General features: G+C 31.0%; 14 protein-coding genes. 11 read left to right on the top strand and 3 right to left on the bottom strand.

The features are described from left to right. Nucleotides 1–112 precede the first annotated feature (112 nt). Nucleotides 113–1,522, bottom strand: coding sequence for a hypothetical protein (locus BLT46_RS12535; RefSeq protein ID WP_090410460.1), 1,410 nt, complete (start codon nt 1,520–1,522; stop codon nt 113–115). A gap of 177 nt (nt 1,523–1,699) precedes the next feature. Between BLT46_RS12535 and BLT46_RS12530 the strand changes: the two genes are divergently transcribed. Continuing rightward, nucleotides 1,700–3,313, top strand: coding sequence for an ABC-F family ATP-binding cassette domain-containing protein (locus BLT46_RS12530; RefSeq protein ID WP_090410459.1), 1,614 nt, complete (start codon nt 1,700–1,702; stop codon nt 3,311–3,313). Between the two features lie 349 nt (nt 3,314–3,662). Next, on the top strand, nt 3,663–4,118 hold the full coding sequence (locus tag BLT46_RS12525) for an META domain-containing protein (protein ID WP_090410458.1): 456 nt from the start codon (nt 3,663–3,665) through the stop codon (nt 4,116–4,118). Nucleotides 4,119–4,465: 347 nt separating this feature from the next. Here the strand turns inward: BLT46_RS12525 and BLT46_RS12520 are convergent, their stop codons facing one another. After that, the gene (locus tag BLT46_RS12520) at nt 4,466–5,929 is read right to left on the bottom strand and encodes a LuxR C-terminal-related transcriptional regulator (protein WP_090410457.1); all 1,464 of its coding nucleotides are present in this window, start codon (nt 5,927–5,929) and stop codon (nt 4,466–4,468) included. Between the two features lie 863 nt (nt 5,930–6,792). Between BLT46_RS12520 and BLT46_RS12515 the strand changes: the two genes are divergently transcribed. The 7 genes from BLT46_RS12515 (at nt 6,793) to rfbA (ending at nt 13,717) form a co-directional block, all read left to right on the top strand. Continuing rightward, nucleotides 6,793–7,227 carry an adenylyltransferase/cytidyltransferase family protein gene (locus BLT46_RS12515; RefSeq protein ID WP_090410456.1) on the top strand — a complete coding sequence of 145 codons (435 nt, stop codon included), beginning with the start codon at nt 6,793–6,795 and terminating at the stop codon, nt 7,225–7,227. Between the two features lie 225 nt (nt 7,228–7,452). Beyond that, nucleotides 7,453–8,850: a UDP-glucose 6-dehydrogenase gene (locus BLT46_RS12510; protein WP_090410455.1), complete on the top strand. Its 1,398-nt coding sequence runs from the start codon at nt 7,453–7,455 to the stop codon at nt 8,848–8,850. A 19-nt stretch (nt 8,851–8,869) separates the two neighbouring features. Continuing rightward, on the top strand, nt 8,870–9,988 hold the full coding sequence (wecB, locus tag BLT46_RS12505) for a non-hydrolyzing UDP-N-acetylglucosamine 2-epimerase (protein ID WP_090410454.1): 1,119 nt from the start codon (nt 8,870–8,872) through the stop codon (nt 9,986–9,988). Nucleotides 9,989–10,048: 60 nt separating this feature from the next. Continuing rightward, entirely contained in the window at nt 10,049–11,260 is a 1,212-nt protein-coding gene (wecC, locus tag BLT46_RS12500; RefSeq protein WP_090410453.1) for a UDP-N-acetyl-D-mannosamine dehydrogenase, read from the top strand. A 3-nt stretch (nt 11,261–11,263) separates the two neighbouring features. Continuing rightward, nucleotides 11,264–12,310 carry a dTDP-glucose 4,6-dehydratase gene (rfbB, locus tag BLT46_RS12495; RefSeq protein ID WP_090410452.1) on the top strand — a complete coding sequence of 349 codons (1,047 nt, stop codon included), beginning with the start codon at nt 11,264–11,266 and terminating at the stop codon, nt 12,308–12,310. 79 nt (nt 12,311–12,389) lie between these two features. Next, entirely contained in the window at nt 12,390–12,761 is a 372-nt protein-coding gene (locus tag BLT46_RS12490) for a four helix bundle protein (RefSeq protein WP_090410451.1), read from the top strand. A 71-nt stretch (nt 12,762–12,832) separates the two neighbouring features. Beyond that, entirely contained in the window at nt 12,833–13,717 is an 885-nt protein-coding gene (gene rfbA, locus BLT46_RS12485) for a glucose-1-phosphate thymidylyltransferase RfbA (RefSeq protein ID WP_090410450.1), read from the top strand. Nucleotides 13,718–13,828: 111 nt separating this feature from the next. Here rfbA and BLT46_RS12480 read toward each other — a convergent pair whose 3' ends face one another. Beyond that, a complete protein-coding gene (locus BLT46_RS12480) occupies nt 13,829–14,083 on the bottom strand; it encodes a hypothetical protein (protein WP_090410449.1) in 255 nt (84 codons plus the stop codon). A 698-nt stretch (nt 14,084–14,781) separates the two neighbouring features. Here BLT46_RS12480 and BLT46_RS12475 point away from each other — a divergent pair. Together BLT46_RS12475 and BLT46_RS12470 are read left to right on the top strand one after the other, a co-directional pair. Beyond that, on the top strand, nt 14,782–16,335 hold the full coding sequence (locus tag BLT46_RS12475) for an L-type lectin family protein (RefSeq protein ID WP_090410448.1): 1,554 nt from the start codon (nt 14,782–14,784) through the stop codon (nt 16,333–16,335). 117 nt (nt 16,336–16,452) lie between these two features. Then, nucleotides 16,453–17,151: a hypothetical protein gene (locus BLT46_RS12470; RefSeq protein WP_090410447.1), complete on the top strand. Its 699-nt coding sequence runs from the start codon at nt 16,453–16,455 to the stop codon at nt 17,149–17,151. Nucleotides 17,152–17,242: the final 91 nt, after the last annotated feature.

Raw genomic sequence — 17,242 nt, 5'->3', positions numbered from 1 at the left:
TCGCATTAATTTAAATGGAATGAGCCCGGTAGAATACCGAGCTCATTATATTAAAAAGATTGCATAACTTCGTCCAACTTTTTGGGGTCAGTCCAATGAAGCGTTTTTTATTTTATTTCTTTAATAAATCTTCTATATTTTTATCAAATATATTTACGAAAGGATCTTTAAGTGAACCATCTTTTTCTAAAATCATACAACGTTGAATTTTAGTGATAATCCATTTATCTTTCATCTGGTTAAAATCACTTGATCTTAATTCTTTTATATTATAATCTCGGTATCGAGGTAATAAACTTAACCACTCTCCGTGGTCTCCGTCAATACAAATACCTAAAACGTCAATATTAGGATTTTCTTGCATTAAGCTATGTGCTCTTCTGTGTGCAGCATCAGCGTGAGATATACCATTTTTAGTCCAAAAGAAAACTAAAGTAGGTTTTCTAATTACCTTATTTATTTGGATATTGGTATTGCTTGCATCTACAAGTGGTACTTCAGGTAATTTATTTTCATATTTCAAATTTTGAATTGCTTGTTGAATCAAAATGATTTCATTATGTTGATCCTCATCAGTTGAAAGTTCGAAATAACGTTCTAAAAACAAGTCGTTATTGTTGAGGTTTTGATCTTGTAACAAATAAATAAAAGCGATATTATCAAAAATAGCGTTTCTTACTTTTGTGTTTTGAATCAATGTATCTACAATATTCAATTTGTCGATATATTTATCATACCTGTTTTCAGAAATAAATTCTTCTTCAGATTCTTCTACAATCGAATTAAGCATAATAGCTAAATACTTAGTGAAAGAAGAGTATTTTAAAAGGCGCTCATCATTAAAGTTCACTTTTTTTCTAAACCCAAGATAATCTGCAGGTAATTTATCTCTAACGTCATCGTTAGTACGTATAAAATGCAGAATAGGGTATAGTTCTTTTAAGGAATAGAAATGTAGATCAAGTTTGGTTTTAGCGTATAAATCAAAACCGTCAGACCAGTCAATAATTGCTTTATTTCTTAAATAATAAGTAGTTCTTGCTGCGTGAACAGAGTCTATGCGTTTAATAAATTGATCAGGTGGCGTGTCAAAAGTACTGAAACGCTCACTTTCATCTAATATATTTTTAACAGTTAGATTCATTAAGAAGTTATTCTTCTCAGCTCCTCTACCTGAAAATATAATAGAATGGTCAAAATCCTTTGAATTTAAGCGTAACGTAAGACTGTCGTTTTTATCAAAGTATACATATTGAAATTCTGGATTGTGCTTGTAGATATACATTCCAGGCGCAAGAGAATCAAATTTTTTATAAAATTTATTTTCTTTATCTAAAAATAAAGTATCAATTACTTCGTTATCTTTACAGAAAAGGACAAAATTAGAAGTAGGGTTGATTATTTCTCCTTGGAAATGAGCAACGTAGTCATCTTTTGCAAATTTCTCTTTACAAGAAGAGAATAAAGCAATAATGGGAATGACGAGATAAAGAACTTTGTAGTTTAAAAAAAATGTACGCATTAGCTTAGTTGGTATGTGTAACCATATTTAACAGTCTTACAGCAAATGTAAGTTTTACCTGTGTTTTTATTTGTTAATAGATGGTTAAAGTGTATGTGATCAGTGATAAGTTATAATAAAAGATGTTTCTAAATATAAATTTATTAATTTTGCGGACAATATAAATAAAATACTACGATGTTAACAGTTTCAAATCTGTCAGTTCAATTCGGAAAGCGAATTTTATTTGATGAAGTTAATGTAACCTTTACGCAAGGGAACTGCTATGGAATTATTGGTGCTAATGGTGCTGGTAAATCTACTTTTTTAAAAATACTGTCAGGAGAGTTTGATCCTACTTCTGGACACGTATCTTTAGAACCAGGAAAGCGTATGTCTGTTCTAAACCAAAATCACAATATGTTCGATGAATATACAGTGTTAGAAACTGTAATGATGGGGAACAAAGATTTGTATTCGGTTAAGAAAGAAATGGATGAGCTTTATTTAAACTATACAGATGAAAATGCTGATAGAATAGGTGAGTTGCAAATTAAGTTTGATGAAATGGATGGTTGGAATGCAGAGTCTGCAGCAGCGACGTTACTTTCAAACTTAGGGATTACTGAAGATTTTCACTATACATTAATGGCAGAAATGGATGCTAAGTTAAAAGTTCGTGTGTTGTTAGCACAGGCTTTATTTGGTAATCCAGATGTACTAATTATGGATGAGCCTACCAACGACTTGGATTTTGAGACAATTGGTTGGTTAGAGAATTTCTTAGCGCACTATGAAAATACTGTATTAGTTGTATCTCACGACCGTCACTTCTTAGATGCTGTTTGTACGCATGTATCTGATATTGACTTTGGAAAAATTAACCATTATTCAGGTAACTATACTTTCTGGTATGAATCAAGTCAGTTAGCGGCTAAGCAAAGAGCACAACAGAATAAGAAAGCTGAAGAGAAAAAAGCAGAATTAGAAGAATTTATCCGTCGTTTTAGTGCGAACGTTGCTAAGTCAAAACAGGCAACTTCTCGTAAGAAAATGATTGATAAATTGAATTTAGGAGATATTAAACCTTCTTCAAGAAGATATCCTGCTATTATCTTTGATCAAGAGCGTGAAGCAGGAGATCAAATTTTAAACATTGAAGGACTTGCTGCTTCTGTTGATGGTGAAGTTCTTTTTAAAGATGTTGATTTGAATGTAGCAAAAGGTGATAAGATTGTAGTTATCTCTAAAGACTCTCGTGCTACTACGGCATTTTACGAAATCTTAAATGGTAAAAAGCAAGCTGATGCAGGGAAGTTTGATTGGGGGGTTACTACAAGTCAATCTTATTTACCAGTTGAAAACCACGAATATTTTGAAAATGACTTAACTCTTGTAGACTGGTTACGCCAATGGTCTAAAACAGAAGAAGAGAGAGATGAAGTTTTCGTACGTGGATTCTTAGGTAAAATGATTTTCTCTGGAGAAGAAGCTTTAAAAACTGGTAGAGTATTGTCAGGAGGAGAAAAAGTACGTTGTATGCTTTCTCGTATGATGATGGTGCGAGCGAATGTTTTAATGTTAGATGAGCCAACAAACCACTTAGACTTAGAGTCTATTACGGCTTTTAATAACTCATTGAAAAACTTTAAAGGAACTATCTTGTTAACTACACATGACCACGAGTTTGCTCAAACAGTTGGTACTCGTATTTTAGAGTTAACTCCAAATGGTGTAATAGATAGATACATGACATTTGATGATTATTTAGATGATCCAAAAATTAAAGAGCTTAGAGCTAAAATGTACTAATTATAGAAAAAAGTGTTACTTCGGTAGCACTTTTTTTTGTATATAAGTGGTTGTGTAGTATTATTATATAGTTAAGATTAAACTTTCAAACAGTTTTATAAGATAGAGTTTTATTTTTTAGAGTATTTATCTGAAAGGTAATATAGGTTCTCTAAATAGCAATTTCTTTATAATTTTTGATGATTTTTTATAATGTTAAGGAGCTTGTATTTATTAAAAAATGATTCGATCTGAATAGGGTAAATTGTGACTTTAGAAAGGGAAAAACTGTTATTTTATGATTATATTTAGATTATCTAAGTAGATAAAGTCTATTTTTGTTTAGAATAAAAATTAAAAAAGAGAAGAAATGAGAAAGATAGCTTTAATGTTAGCTGTAATTGCAGGAATGACAGTTGTAAGTTGTAAAACAGCAGGAGAAATTCGTCAAACAGAAAAAGAACAGAAAGTGAGTATAGATCAGTCAAAAGAATTAGCAGGTGATTGGACATTAGTTTCTATGAAATCTGAAGGAAAAGAGTTGAAGGATTTGTTTCCAAATAAGATTCCAAAATTAAATTTTGAGATTGCAACCAAACGTGTGAATGGAAATGATGGTTGTAATAATATTATGGGAGAGTATATTGTAAAAGCAGGAAATGTAATTTCATTGGGAGATAAAATGGCCTCAACAATGATGTTTTGTTCAGGGGTAGCTGATAGAGAATATATGCAAACTTTACAATCCGTGACTAGCTATGAAATAGTAGATGGTAAGCTAATTTTGAAGTCAGGAGAAGATATTGTACTTACATTTTTGAAATAAAATAGATAAATAGTAGAAAAAAGGATAACAAGCTATACTTAATGTATAGCTTTTTTTGTATCATTTTGTTTGAATGTGTTAATTTTATTGGGTATTGTATGTAAATAGTGTAATTGTTTTAGTAAAGTAGAAAATTACTACAAATGGTGATAATTATTGGAGGTTGATTGGTTTTAGGTAGTAAAAAATTATAATTTTGTGATCGCATAAGGGAATTGTGGGGACTTAGTACCTTATGCGATTTTTATATCCCTTTCTTGAAATAAACATTTGCACTTTTGGCTAAGTATTTAGTGATGTTATTTAAAATTAATAACGTTAATTGTTTATGAATAGAAAGGGGTTTTTTATTTTGTTTGTAGATTTAAAAGACTTTCTTTTAATAAAATAGTTTGACTTCTATTTTTGACATTAAGCTTAGCATATAAATTACTTACATGATGTTTTGTGGTGCTCACTGAAATTGATAAGTTTTCTGCTATTTCTTGATTACTTAACCCTTCCCAAATACCAATAAGTACATCTGTTTCTCTATCTGTTAAAGAGAATTCATCTCTTAATTGTATAATTATTTTTTCTACATTAGTCAATGTATTTTCTGCTTTTACTGGTGACTGAATAAAAAAAGCAAGGTTATTTTTATGAGATATTGCTGCCTCTAATTTTTGCTGCTTTAACTCAAAAATATAATTCTTTATCTGATTACGATACATTTGATTTTCTCTGTTTAATTTTTCAACTCTCATTAGAATTAGTATGTTAATAGCTACAATACTTATAGACATAGTAATTCTAAGTGCATTTAAATGGAAAAAACTAAAATTAAAGATATCGTATGTTATTGACCAAGAATAACCTAAAACTTGAAAAACAAGTATAATAAATATACCAGTTAATATTTTCATGTATATATCTTTTTTAATTATTGACAAAGAGATTAGAAAACCTATGATTGGTATTATTAAACAAGCGTGTTTTAGTATATGTAGATATAAATATTGATCAGTAATAGTATATGAAATAGCTAATAAAATAGAAGTTAATGCCAAGGTGGTTACAATAAGTTTGATGACTTTTCTACTTTTTTTAAAACTTAGAAAATTATAAGTAAAATAAGAAAGTAAAAAACTAATAATTGGAAAACTTAAAGTTATTATGTGTTTTAATGTATATTTTCCGTCCGATAGAAAATAAAACATTCCATCTTCATGGAAAAATATTAATCCAATAAAGGCAAGTAGGAGACTAAAAATAATGAATGTTTGGTCTTTTGAAATATAATAGAAACCTAAATCAAGGAGTATTGATAAAATTACAAATCCGTAGTAAATGCCAATTAGGATAAGTATACTGACTCCACCTCCTTTATAAGCACTGCTCTCTTTTAGTATAAATTGCTCTGTATTATTGAAATTATGAGGAATTTTTATATATATATAAGGGGTATGGGATTTAAAATGATATTCTGGGTATCGTGTATTGATTTGATTTCCATCAAGATCATAATTTGGTTTTATTAAATTCCAATTCAAGCCATTATTAACATAAAAACTGTAGTTTGTAATATGAGCACTTGGAAATTTAAAAATACAAGCTTTATTAATTTCGCTATTTTTTAATGTTATTCTTAACCATTTATAGTTCTTGATTTTTTTACTAATTTCAGTATTGTTTTTTCCTTTTAAAGGACTGTATTGTAAGCTTTCAAAAAAGGTTATATTACTATTGCTTTTTTGTGAATATGAGAACAATGAAAATAGCAGTAATAACAAGATATAGCTTGCTGTTTTTTTTTGTAGTGGGGACTTCATAATCTGTATAATATTGTTGTTAAGAAACAATTTATGCAAATAATGAGAGATTATTTTGTATTTGCAAGGGAATTTCTGCCAATGCGTGTTTTTAATTAGTGAATAGTGAAAAAGAGATATATAATATGTTGTTTTTTGAAAAAAAAGTATTTTTTTGTGTTAAAAAATATAGTACTTAAGTATTAGTCTTTTATTAATGTGTTTGTAATCAATAGCTTTTGTATTTTGTTTTTCTTTTAGAAGTAAGCTTTTTAGTACTTTGGTCTTAGTTGATAACTTCGTATTTTGTGTATGTTTGTGCTACTTAAAAATGAGAAATTTTTATATAGAGAGAGTTAAAATAGTTTTACCAAATTCGATTTAACTTTCACAGTTCTTTTCAAAAAGAAACAGAATCCCCACTCTGTTTTACACCACAAGATATAGAATATATCTTGTGGTATTGTTTTTCTCATATGTTACTTATTGATATTTCCCTAATAAAAATAGCTATTTCGCAGAATTACTACTGTTTATAATTTTTATTTAATGTACTTTTGTTTTCCCAAATAAAAAGGGGATAAGTATAATAAACGTATATGTTAGATTGTAGAGGTTTTACACATTTTATGTATGTTTTTATCACTTGACAATAAACTAGTTTACAGTACTTTTTTTTGTTTTAAAAAAAAAATACACTATATAAAATAATGTTTTAAGAAAAGTTTTCGGGTGATGTTGTGTAAGCTGGTCAATTATTACAGTTTTAGTGTTTTTTTGTCTAAAAATAAGAAACTGTTTTACTTTTTAAAAAAATAATATTTAGTATTGGTTGATTTTTTGTAATAGAATATTATTTAAAGTCAAACAAAAATAAAAGGAATATGAAAATAGGAATAACATTTAGTGCATTTGATTTATTGCACGCAGGACATATAAAAATGTTAGAAGAGGCAAAACGCGAGTGCGATTATTTAATTGTTGGTTTACAAACTGATCCGACATTAGATAGGCCTGAAAAGAACAAGCCAACACAAACAGTTGTAGAAAGATATATTCAATTAAAGGGATGTAGATTTGTTGATGAGATTGTGCCTTACGCTACAGAGCAAGATTTAGAAGATATTTTAAGATCTTTTAAAATTGATGTACGTATTTTAGGTGATGAGTATAAAGATAAAAACTTTACTGGTCGTGCTTATTGTGAAGAGACGGGTATTGAGTTACATTATAATAGAAGGGATCATCGTTTCTCAAGTAGTTCGCTTAGAAAAGAAGTAGCAGAGAAAGAGAATAGTAAAATTAGAAAAATAAGCTAATCTAGTAGCAGTTAGAGTTAAGAATTAATTTATTTTCCAAAAGAGTCTTACATAGGTAAGACTCTTTTTTTGTTTAGATAAACAAGTTTTAAAAGTATGTGTTATACATTTCCTTTTGTATTTTTGATAACTATTGTTTATTGAAGTAACATTGTTTAAATGATAACTTGTTTTAAAAATTAATGTAAATAACAAAATGTTGGTATTTATAATGTAGATTAATGTATGAAAAAAATAAAGAAAGTCTGTTGTATTGGAGCTGGTTATGTAGGTGGACCTACAATGTCTGTTATAGCACAGAAAAATCCAGATATCCAAATTACTGTTGTTGACCTTAACGAAGCGCGTATTGCAGCTTGGAATGGGGAAGACTTGAGTAAATTACCTATTTACGAACCAGGATTAGATGTAATCGTTGGTGAAGCAAGAGGTCGTAACTTATTTTTCTCTACTGAAGTTGACAAAGCAATTGACGAAGCAGATATGATTTTTATCTCTGTAAATACGCCAACAAAAACTTACGGAAAAGGTAAGGGGATGGCAGCAGATTTAAAATACATTGAATTATGTGCGCGTCAGATTGCTCGTGTCGCAAAAACAGATAAGATTGTGGTTGAAAAATCAACTTTACCTGTTAGAACAGCACAAGCTATTAAACGTATTTTAGATCAAACAGGAAACGGAGTAGAGTTTCAAATACTTTCAAATCCAGAGTTCTTAGCAGAAGGTACAGCAGTAACGGATTTATTAAATCCAGACCGTGTATTAATTGGAGGAGCAGAGACTCCAGAAGGTAGAGAAGCCATGCAAGCTTTAGTAGATATTTACAGTGCTTGGGTTCCTACAGAGAGAATTTTAACTACCAATGTATGGTCTTCAGAACTTTCTAAATTAACAGCTAATGCTTTCTTAGCACAAAGAGTTTCTTCAATCAATGCAATTTCTGAATTGTGTGAAGTATCAGGAGCAGATGTTAGCGAGGTAGCGAAAGCAATCGGTACAGATAGCCGTATAGGAAGTAAATTCTTGAAAGCATCCGTAGGATTTGGAGGTTCTTGTTTTCAAAAAGACATTTTAAACTTAGTATATATTGCTAAAACGTATGGTTTAGAAGAAGTAGCAGATTACTGGGAACAAGTAATCATTATGAATGACCACCAAAAAAGACGTTTTGCAGAGCGTATTGTTTCTACGTTATTCAATACTGTAAACGGTAAAAAGATTGCTTTCTTAGGATGGGCATTTAAAAAAGATACTAATGATACCAGAGAATCAGCAGCTATTTATGTGGCTAATGATTTAATGGAAGAAGAAGCGAATATCCACGTTTACGATCCAAAAGTAACCGAACAACAAATGTTGATTGACTTAGATTATCTAAATACACGCAGTGCAGAAGCAAATCAAAAACACTTAACTGTTCACGCAAACCCTTACGAAGCTTTAAACGGAGCACACGGAGTAGCTGTATTAACAGAGTGGGATGAGTTTAAGGGGTATGATTGGCAAAAGATATATGACAATATGCAAAAGCCAGCATTTGTATTTGATGGTCGTAGTATTTTAGATCGTCAAGAATTAGAGAAAATAGGTTTTGAAGTTTATACAATTGGAAGAGGATAGTTTTAAAATAAAATAAAATATGAAAAAGAATTTAATTGTATTCGGTACAAGACCAGAAGCTATTAAGATGGCTCCATTGGTAAAAGAGTTTAAAAAGCATAGCGATAAATTTGATACACGAGTTTGTGTTACTGCACAACACCGCGAAATGCTTGATCAAGTTTTAGCGTTTTTTGATATCGTACCCGAATATGATTTGAATTTAATGAAACCTAATCAAAATTTATATTCTTTAACAGGGGATATAATTAATGGTTTGAAAGATGTATTAGAAGATTTTAAACCAGATTATGTTTATGTACACGGAGATACCACTACTACAATGGCATCGAGTATTGCTGCTTTTTATAGTGGAGCAGAAGTATGTCACGTAGAAGCTGGATTGCGTACGCATAATAAACGTGCTCCTTTTCCAGAGGAAATCAACAGACAGATTACAGGTAGAGTAACAGATTATCACTTTGCACCAACTGAAGCTTCTCGTGCTAATCTACTTCGTGAAAATATTGCTGAAAAAGATATTTTAATTACAGGAAATACTGTAATTGATGCACTATTAGAAAGTGTAGAGCGCGTTGAAGATTTACAAAATGAAGAAATCGACAATTTAAAAACAATTGTTGATCCAAATAAGAAGTTAATTTTAGTAACAGGACACAGAAGAGAGAATCATGGAGATGGTTTTATTCGCATTTGTGAGGCCTTAAAAGAAATAGCTTTAACACATAAAGATGCACAAATTATCTATCCTGTACATTTGAATCCAAATGTAAAAGGACCAGTATATGAGATTTTATCAGGAATTGATAATATTCAATTAATCTCACCTTTGGCTTACCCATCATTTGTATGGTTAATGAACCAAAGCTTTATGATTATCACAGACAGTGGAGGAGTACAAGAAGAAGCGCCAAGTTTAGGGAAACCTGTATTGGTTATGCGTGATACTACTGAGCGCCCAGAAGCTGTAGAAGCAGGAACAGTTATTTTAGTAGGAACGGATAAAGCTAAGATTGTGAACGAAGCGAATAGCTTGTTAACAGATGAAAAACGCTATCAAGCAATGTCAGCCTTACACAATCCTTACGGAGATGGAAAAGCGTGTGAGCGCATTGTGGAATTTATAGCTAAATTATAATAGACGCAATTCATTGCGTTTTTAAGAAAAAAATACAACAAAACAAGATTTTATATACAAATGAAAAATACACAAGTAGTAACAATTGGTTTAGGGTACATCGGATTACCAACTTCTGCTTTAATTGCACAAAATAAAATAGGAGTTCACGGAGTTGATATTTCACAACACGTTGTGGATACAATTAACGCGGGTAAAATTCATATTGTAGAACCAGATTTAGATAAGGCAGTGGCTCAGGCAGTTGCAGAAGGTTATTTAAAAGCGGCAACTACACCAATTGAGGCTAATACATATTTAGTAGTAGTTCCAACTCCTTTTAAAGGAAATCACGAACCAGATATTTCTTATGTAAAAGCAGCTACTACAGCTATTATGCCTTTGTTAAAAGAAGGTGATTTGTATATCATAGAATCTACTTCTCCTGTTGGAACAACTGAAAAAATGATGGAATACATTTTTACAGAAAGACCAGAGTTGGAAGGGAAAATATATTTAGCATACTGTCCTGAGCGTGTATTGCCAGGGAATGTAATGTATGAATTAGTTCACAACGACCGTGTAATTGGAGGAGTGAACGAAGAATCAACTCAAAAAGCAATTGCTTTTTACAGTCAGTTTGTACAAGGAACATTACACCCAACAAATGCACGTACAGCTGAGATGTGTAAATTAACAGAAAACTCTTCTCGTGACGTTCAGATAGCCTTTGCAAACGAGTTGTCATTAATCTGTGATAAAGCAGGTATTAACGTTTGGGAATTAATAGAATTAGCCAATAAACACCCACGTGTAAATATTTTACAGCCAGGATGTGGAGTAGGAGGGCACTGTATCGCAGTAGATCCATATTTTATTGTTTCGGAATTCCCTATAGAATCTCGTATTATTGCACAAGCAAGAGAGATTAATAACTATAAATCATTCTGGTGTGCTGAAAAAGTAAAAACAACTCGTTTAGAGTTTGAATTGAAAAACGGTCGCCAACCTGTGATTGCAATTATGGGGTTAGCGTTTAAACCAAATATCGACGATTTACGCGAGTCTCCTGCTATTCATATTGCTGAGCGTGTATTACAAGATTCTGGAGATGCAGATATGTATATTGTAGAACCAAATGTACACGAACACAAAGTATTTAAATTAACTGACTATAAAGTAGCTGTTGAGAAAGCGGATATCATTGTGTTTTTAGTTGCTCATAATGAGTTTAAAGAATTAAAATTAACTGATGATAAAGTAGTTTTAGATTTTTGTGGTATTAAGAATTAAATAATGAAAAAGATTGTAATCACAGGAGGAGCTGGATTTATCGGTTCACACGTAGTAAGACAGTTCGTATTGAACTATCCTAATTACCAAATATATAATTTGGATGCCTTGACGTATGCAGGTAATTTAGAAAACTTGAGAGATATTGAAAATGCACCAAACTATACGTTTGTAAAGGGAGATATTACAGATGAGCAATTTATCAATGAATTGTTTCAACAAGAACAATTTGATGGGGTTATCCACCTGGCAGCAGAATCTCACGTAGATAGATCAATTACAGATCCGTTGGCATTTGTGAGAACAAATGTAATTGGTACAGTTAATTTATTACAAGCATTTAAAGGGCTTTGGCAAAGTAATTTTGAAGGAAAGCGTTTTTACCACGTTAGTACAGATGAAGTATATGGCTCGTTAGGAGAAACAGGTTTCTTTTATGAAACAACAGCTTATGATCCAAATTCGCCTTATTCCGCTTCTAAAGCAAGTTCAGATCACTTTGTGCGTGCATATGGAGAAACGTATGGTATGCCGTATGTGATTAGTAATTGTTCTAATAACTACGGACCCAACCACTTTCCAGAAAAGTTGATTCCGCTGTGTATTCACAATATCATCAATAAAAAACCATTGCCTATTTACGGAAATGGAAAATATACACGCGATTGGTTGTATGTAATAGACCACGCAAGAGCGATAGACGATGTATTTCACAAAGGAGGAAATGCAGAAACATATAATATTGGTGGGTTCAACGAATGGCAAAACATCGACTTAGTTCGTGAGTTGTGTAAACAAATGGACACAGTATTAGGTCGTGAAGTAGGAGAAAGTGAGCAGTTGATTACGTATGTGAAAGACAGGCCAGGGCACGACTTACGCTATGCCATTGACGCAACTAAAATCAACAAGGAATTAGGATGGAAACCATCTGTTACGTTCCCAGAAGGATTAGCAAAAACAATAGAGTGGTATATGAATAATCAACAGTGGTTAGAGAATGTAACCAGTGGTGCTTATGCAGATTACTATAAGGAACAGTATAAGTAGGTAGTAAAGAGTAAGCAGTAAAGAGTAAGCAGTAAAGAGTAAGCAGTAATGAGTGAAGTATCTTATAAAACTATTTATTATGAAAACACATAAAGACTTAAATGTTTGGTTGGATAGTAGAAAGCTCATTGTTGTTACTTATCAGTTTACGAAAGACTTTCTTCCTAAAGAAGAGCTATTTGGATTGAGTAGTCAGATGCGTAGGGCGTCTGTATCGATTGCTTCTAATATAGCGGAAGGTAGTGCAAGGCAAGGGAAGAAGGAGTTTGTTCATTTTTTGTATATGGCTTTAGGAAGTTTAGCTGAGTTAGAAACGCAGTATTATGTTGCGTTAGATTTGAAATATACACTCTCTATAGATGCTGTTTTAGAATCTGTAGTAAGAATAAGAAAGATGCTTTTAGGCTTAATTAAGTTTTTAAAAGAGCAAGAAGAGAAAAATAGCTTTTAGAGATAGAGGTAATAACATAACGAATTTAAAAACAGATCACTGATTACAAATCACTGATCACTTTTAAGAATATGAAAGGAATAATATTAGCAGGAGGGTCAGGTACACGCTTACACCCTTTAACATTAGCGGTATCAAAGCAATTGTTGCCTATCTATGATAAGCCAATGATTTATTATCCATTGTCAGTATTGATGTTGGCAGGGATTAGAGAAATCTTGATTATATCTACCCCTCACGATTTGCCAAACTTTAAAAAACTGTTTGGTGATGGTAGTCAGTTTGGAATTTCACTAAGCTATGCAGAACAACCAAGTCCAGATGGATTAGCACAAGCTTTTATTATTGGAGAGGAGTTTATAGGAAATGATGACGTTTGTTTAGTATTGGGAGATAATATTTTCTATGGAGCAGGATTGCAAAAATTATTAAAAGCCTCTATACAAACAGTTGAAGAAGAGAAGAAAGCTGTTGTTTTTGGTTATTATGTTGATGATCCAGAGCGTTATGGAGTAGTTGATTTTGATAAAGAGGGAAATGTGCTATCTATTGAGGAAAAGCCAGCTTTGCCTAAATCAAACTATGCAGTAGTAGGCTTGTATTTTTACCCTAATTCAGTTGTTCAAAAAGCTAAAGATATAAAGCCTTCAAAAAGAGGTGAGTTCGAAATAACAGATTTGAATTTGAAGTATCTTAATCAAGAGCAATTAAAGTTGATACCAATGGGACGTGGTTTTGCTTGGTTAGACACAGGAACTCACGAATCATTGACAGAGGCAACAGAATTTGTAAAAACTTTAGAAAAGCGAACAAGTTTAAAAATTGCTTGTATAGAAGAAATCGCCTTGTTAAATAATTGGGTTTTAAAAGAGCAAGTAGAAGATTCAATAAAAAATCTTAAAGGTGAATATTATGCATATATTCAAAAAGTAATTGATCGTTTAAAAAAAGCCTGAGTGGAAATTCAGGCTTTTCGCGTTAGTAAGGAATATATACTATTTTTGAAAATAGTTTTAGTTTAAATTAAATACTATTGTTGTTATCAACATAAATATTTGGTCAAAATATTAATTGGCAGTTTGTTGATAAATATAATAATACTTAATTGTTTTCTTCAAAAACAGAAAGGAATACACACGCTGTTTCATTTTTTGAATAACATAGTTGTGTTCAATTAGTTTCATATAAAGTTCGTAAGGTAAGTACTCTACTTTTATGAAGTTTTCCCCTCTTTTTTTTGCATCAGCAAGCATCAGCAATATTTCATCATAACGCTGGTTTACGTCTATTTGAGACGATTTTCTAAGACTTACAGTTTCCATTTTTAAAGAATTGGTGTTAATAAGGATTTTTTAGGTGTTTTGTGTTACTTACAAATATATATTAAATAAATGTTATTAAATTAATTGATTACTCAATAAAACATGTTGTTTGCTGTTTTTAACAAAAAAAGTATATGTAAAGTTTTTTTATGTTTTATAGAAGTGTTTTACATATGTTAATGTTTAGATATTACTAATTCTCTATGTGGATTGTGAATTGATTTAATTTTATTCTTTTTGTTAAGGATGTAAAAATGGCTGTGTTTAGTAATCATGTCATTTATAAGTAAAGATCTCTTATTACTTATAATCAAGTAGATTATTTAATCGTTTTACTCTCTACTTTAGATATTATTCAGTTTGTTTCAAAATGTGAATTTAAAAATAGCTTTCTTCTCCTAATTTGTATTATTACTCTTTTTCTAAAACAAATGAGATATTTCATCTACTTATTTTAAGTGTTAAATTATGAGTTAATTTTAAATAGTTGTTTTTTTTTGGCATGATGATTGTATTTTGCAGATAGTTATTCGGAGTTGCTAAAACAATTACTTTATTAACAATCTAATTTTGTTTTTTTTAACTTAATTTAGTTAGTATGTGTTGATTGTTGTTTTATTTGTTTTATTTTTAACCATCATATATTTCTGTTTTTTTAGATATAATGCTTTTATAAATTGTTAATAACGAATTAAACTATGTGTAGATTACAAATAACTATTCTGTTTTTTATACTTTCTTTTACTTGTACATGGGCACAAAATGAGAAAGTTAGTTTTCCATTTTTTTTAACACTACAAGATGGTACAGAGGTTCCTGATGGACTTTTTTTGCCACAGGCAGAAAAGAATAATGCTAGATTTACTAAGGAAGGACTATTTTTAACACGACAAAGTCAATTTCAATTTGGGGCTATCTTAATGAAAGATATGTCTTTTACTTCCAGTAATGGGATAGAAATTAGTTTTGAGTTTAATGTTTATGGAGGAAAAGATGAATCAGGTACAGATGGTTTTATTGTTTTTTTATATGATGCAGCTATAAAAGATGAAGATATGTTCATGGGGGCAACTGGACGTTCCATGGGATATGTTTTTAATAGGTCTGCTGAAGATAATAAGAATAAGAGACAAAAAGGTTTGCCAGGGGCTTATTTAGGAGTTGGATTAAATATGTCGGGTAATTTTAAAGTTCAGTCTTTCATTAACCAATATAGAATAAATGGGATTAAGGGACATAAATGGAAATCACCTAAAAGTGATATCCCTGGTCCAAGTCATATTACTTTAAGAGGTGCCGAATATAAATTACCTACAGGAGATGCTATGTTTGGATATCGTGGTTATCCAGTACTAAAAACAGTAAGTACTTTAAAAACAGATACAGAAACTGATGGTAGTGGTGAATTAAAGGATGATGGTACTTATAGTTTTGGTCCAAGCTTTTCAAAAGATATTTCTTTTAGCTTGCGAAATGGAGGTATTGGTGAGAATGAGAATGATGACAAGTTTAGAAAAGCATTTATAAGTCTAATACCTCATAAAGAGGGAGGGTTTATTATAAGTGTGAAAATTCAACACGGAAGTCAGTTGTCAACTGTAATTGATAAGTATCATTATAAAACTAAGATTTCTTATTATGAAAATGCAGAAGCAAAATATAGTGATTTTGAAACAACATCAAAATTACAGAATGTAATTGGTTCAGATGTGAAGTTGGAATTAGATGCTTCAGTACCAGAGCGATTTAAAGTTGGTTTTGCAGGGATTACAGGTGGAAGAGTAGATGTGCATATGATTCGTAATTTATTGATTTCTGTTCCTTATGCAGCAGTTGCTACGGATAAAGCATTCGAAGTTTGTGAAACTACGATGTCTCAATTTTATCCTTTTGAGAAAGACTATGCTTATGGTGGTCATATTTCTGATCCAAAGGCTGGAAGTAGTCTTATTGACCCTAATTCATTTGTATTTTATCCTATTGAAGGAGGACAATTAATTGATGTACATCATTATTCGGATGAGAATGGGTTGTGGAGCTATAATCCAAAAACAACGCTTATTAGTTTTCAACCGAAAGGTGATTTTAGTAAAAATGGAGCACGTGTGAGATATTCTATAAAAGGAAAGGGAGAAGGACAAGGGGAACCATACGGAGAGGAAATGTATAGATCAAATCCCGCTATTATAACTTTAAATCCTTTAGAGTGTCCTATTTATGTTAATCCGAACATACAAATAAAAAGTTATTAGAGCATACACAAATCAAATAATATTGTGATTTAGCACATTAATAAGTTAAAAAGTAAATTATTTTTAAAAAATATCACTTCGGGGTAATATTTTAAAATAACCTCTAAATAAAACATTATGAACAGAAAAATTACATTATTATCTGCATTACTTTTATCAGGGTATACATTTGGACAGGTAGGTATCGGAATAGAAAGACCAGCAGCCTCTTCAATGTTAGATATTGCTGCAACTTCTGATGCAGATAGAGGTTTGTTAATTCCAAGGATTAATTTAACTGATCTAAAAAGTAGTGCCTCATTTGCTGGTGGAAAAGCAGCAGAAAGCTTGTTAATTTATAATCTTGGTACCAAAGGTGATATACCACCAGGATATTACTATTGGATGGGAAAACAATGGGTACGTTTAATTAATTCGTTAGATATTATTGGTCTTAAAGGTTTAGATACATATAATGAAGAAATAGCTGTTAATCTTGATAAGAAAACATTATTTGTAAGAGACTCTAAGGACCATATTGTTGAGGTTCCTTTAAAAGAAGTAAATATTGTATCTACGTTAGAAGATAGCAATAAAGGTGTTTTTACTTACACGGATGAAACAAATAAAGTTACAAAAATTGATATCCCTTTTGAAGTAATAGATAATATTCACACAATTATTAATAACCCAAAAGTCATTACAGAAATCCTTCTTCAAATAAATGCTAACGCAAGACATTTGGAAGGAGATAGTATTATTAATGTCGAAAAAGGAGAAAGAGCCGTACTTAACGATGTGAAGTTAAGTGTAAAGGATAAATCAATTACACCTTGACTAGTCCTAAAATAGATTGACAAGTTTTTAAACAATACATCCAGAGGGATTTTCTCTCTGGATTTTTTTATGCACATAATTTGGAGTGAGC

Origin of the sequence: Myroides phaeus (assembly GCF_900099675.1) — a bacterium.
Classification (GTDB): domain Bacteria; phylum Bacteroidota; class Bacteroidia; order Flavobacteriales; family Flavobacteriaceae; genus Flavobacterium; species Flavobacterium phaeum.
Note: the sequence above shows the minus strand (reverse complement) of the source record. Positions and strands in the feature narration are given on the sequence as shown.

Excerpts from the sequence above, each read along its gene's own strand:
- BLT46_RS12535 (WP_090410460.1), bottom strand. The coding sequence starts at position 1,522 with ATGCGTACATTTTTTTTAAACTACAAAGTTCTTTATCTCGTCATTCCC.
- BLT46_RS12530 (WP_090410459.1), top strand. The coding sequence starts at position 1,700 with ATGTTAACAGTTTCAAATCTGTCAGTTCAATTCGGAAAGCGAATTTTA.
- BLT46_RS12525 (WP_090410458.1), top strand. The coding sequence starts at position 3,663 with ATGAGAAAGATAGCTTTAATGTTAGCTGTAATTGCAGGAATGACAGTT.
- BLT46_RS12520 (WP_090410457.1), bottom strand. The coding sequence starts at position 5,929 with ATGAAGTCCCCACTACAAAAAAAAACAGCAAGCTATATCTTGTTATTA.
- BLT46_RS12515 (WP_090410456.1), top strand. The coding sequence starts at position 6,793 with ATGAAAATAGGAATAACATTTAGTGCATTTGATTTATTGCACGCAGGA.
- BLT46_RS12510 (WP_090410455.1), top strand. The coding sequence starts at position 7,453 with ATGAAAAAAATAAAGAAAGTCTGTTGTATTGGAGCTGGTTATGTAGGT.
- wecB (WP_090410454.1), top strand. The coding sequence starts at position 8,870 with ATGAAAAAGAATTTAATTGTATTCGGTACAAGACCAGAAGCTATTAAG.
- wecC (WP_090410453.1), top strand. The coding sequence starts at position 10,049 with ATGAAAAATACACAAGTAGTAACAATTGGTTTAGGGTACATCGGATTA.
- rfbB (WP_090410452.1), top strand. The coding sequence starts at position 11,264 with ATGAAAAAGATTGTAATCACAGGAGGAGCTGGATTTATCGGTTCACAC.
- BLT46_RS12490 (WP_090410451.1), top strand. The coding sequence starts at position 12,390 with ATGAAAACACATAAAGACTTAAATGTTTGGTTGGATAGTAGAAAGCTC.
- rfbA (WP_090410450.1), top strand. The coding sequence starts at position 12,833 with ATGAAAGGAATAATATTAGCAGGAGGGTCAGGTACACGCTTACACCCT.
- BLT46_RS12480 (WP_090410449.1), bottom strand. The coding sequence starts at position 14,083 with ATGGAAACTGTAAGTCTTAGAAAATCGTCTCAAATAGACGTAAACCAG.
- BLT46_RS12475 (WP_090410448.1), top strand. The coding sequence starts at position 14,782 with ATGTGTAGATTACAAATAACTATTCTGTTTTTTATACTTTCTTTTACT.
- BLT46_RS12470 (WP_090410447.1), top strand. The coding sequence starts at position 16,453 with ATGAACAGAAAAATTACATTATTATCTGCATTACTTTTATCAGGGTAT.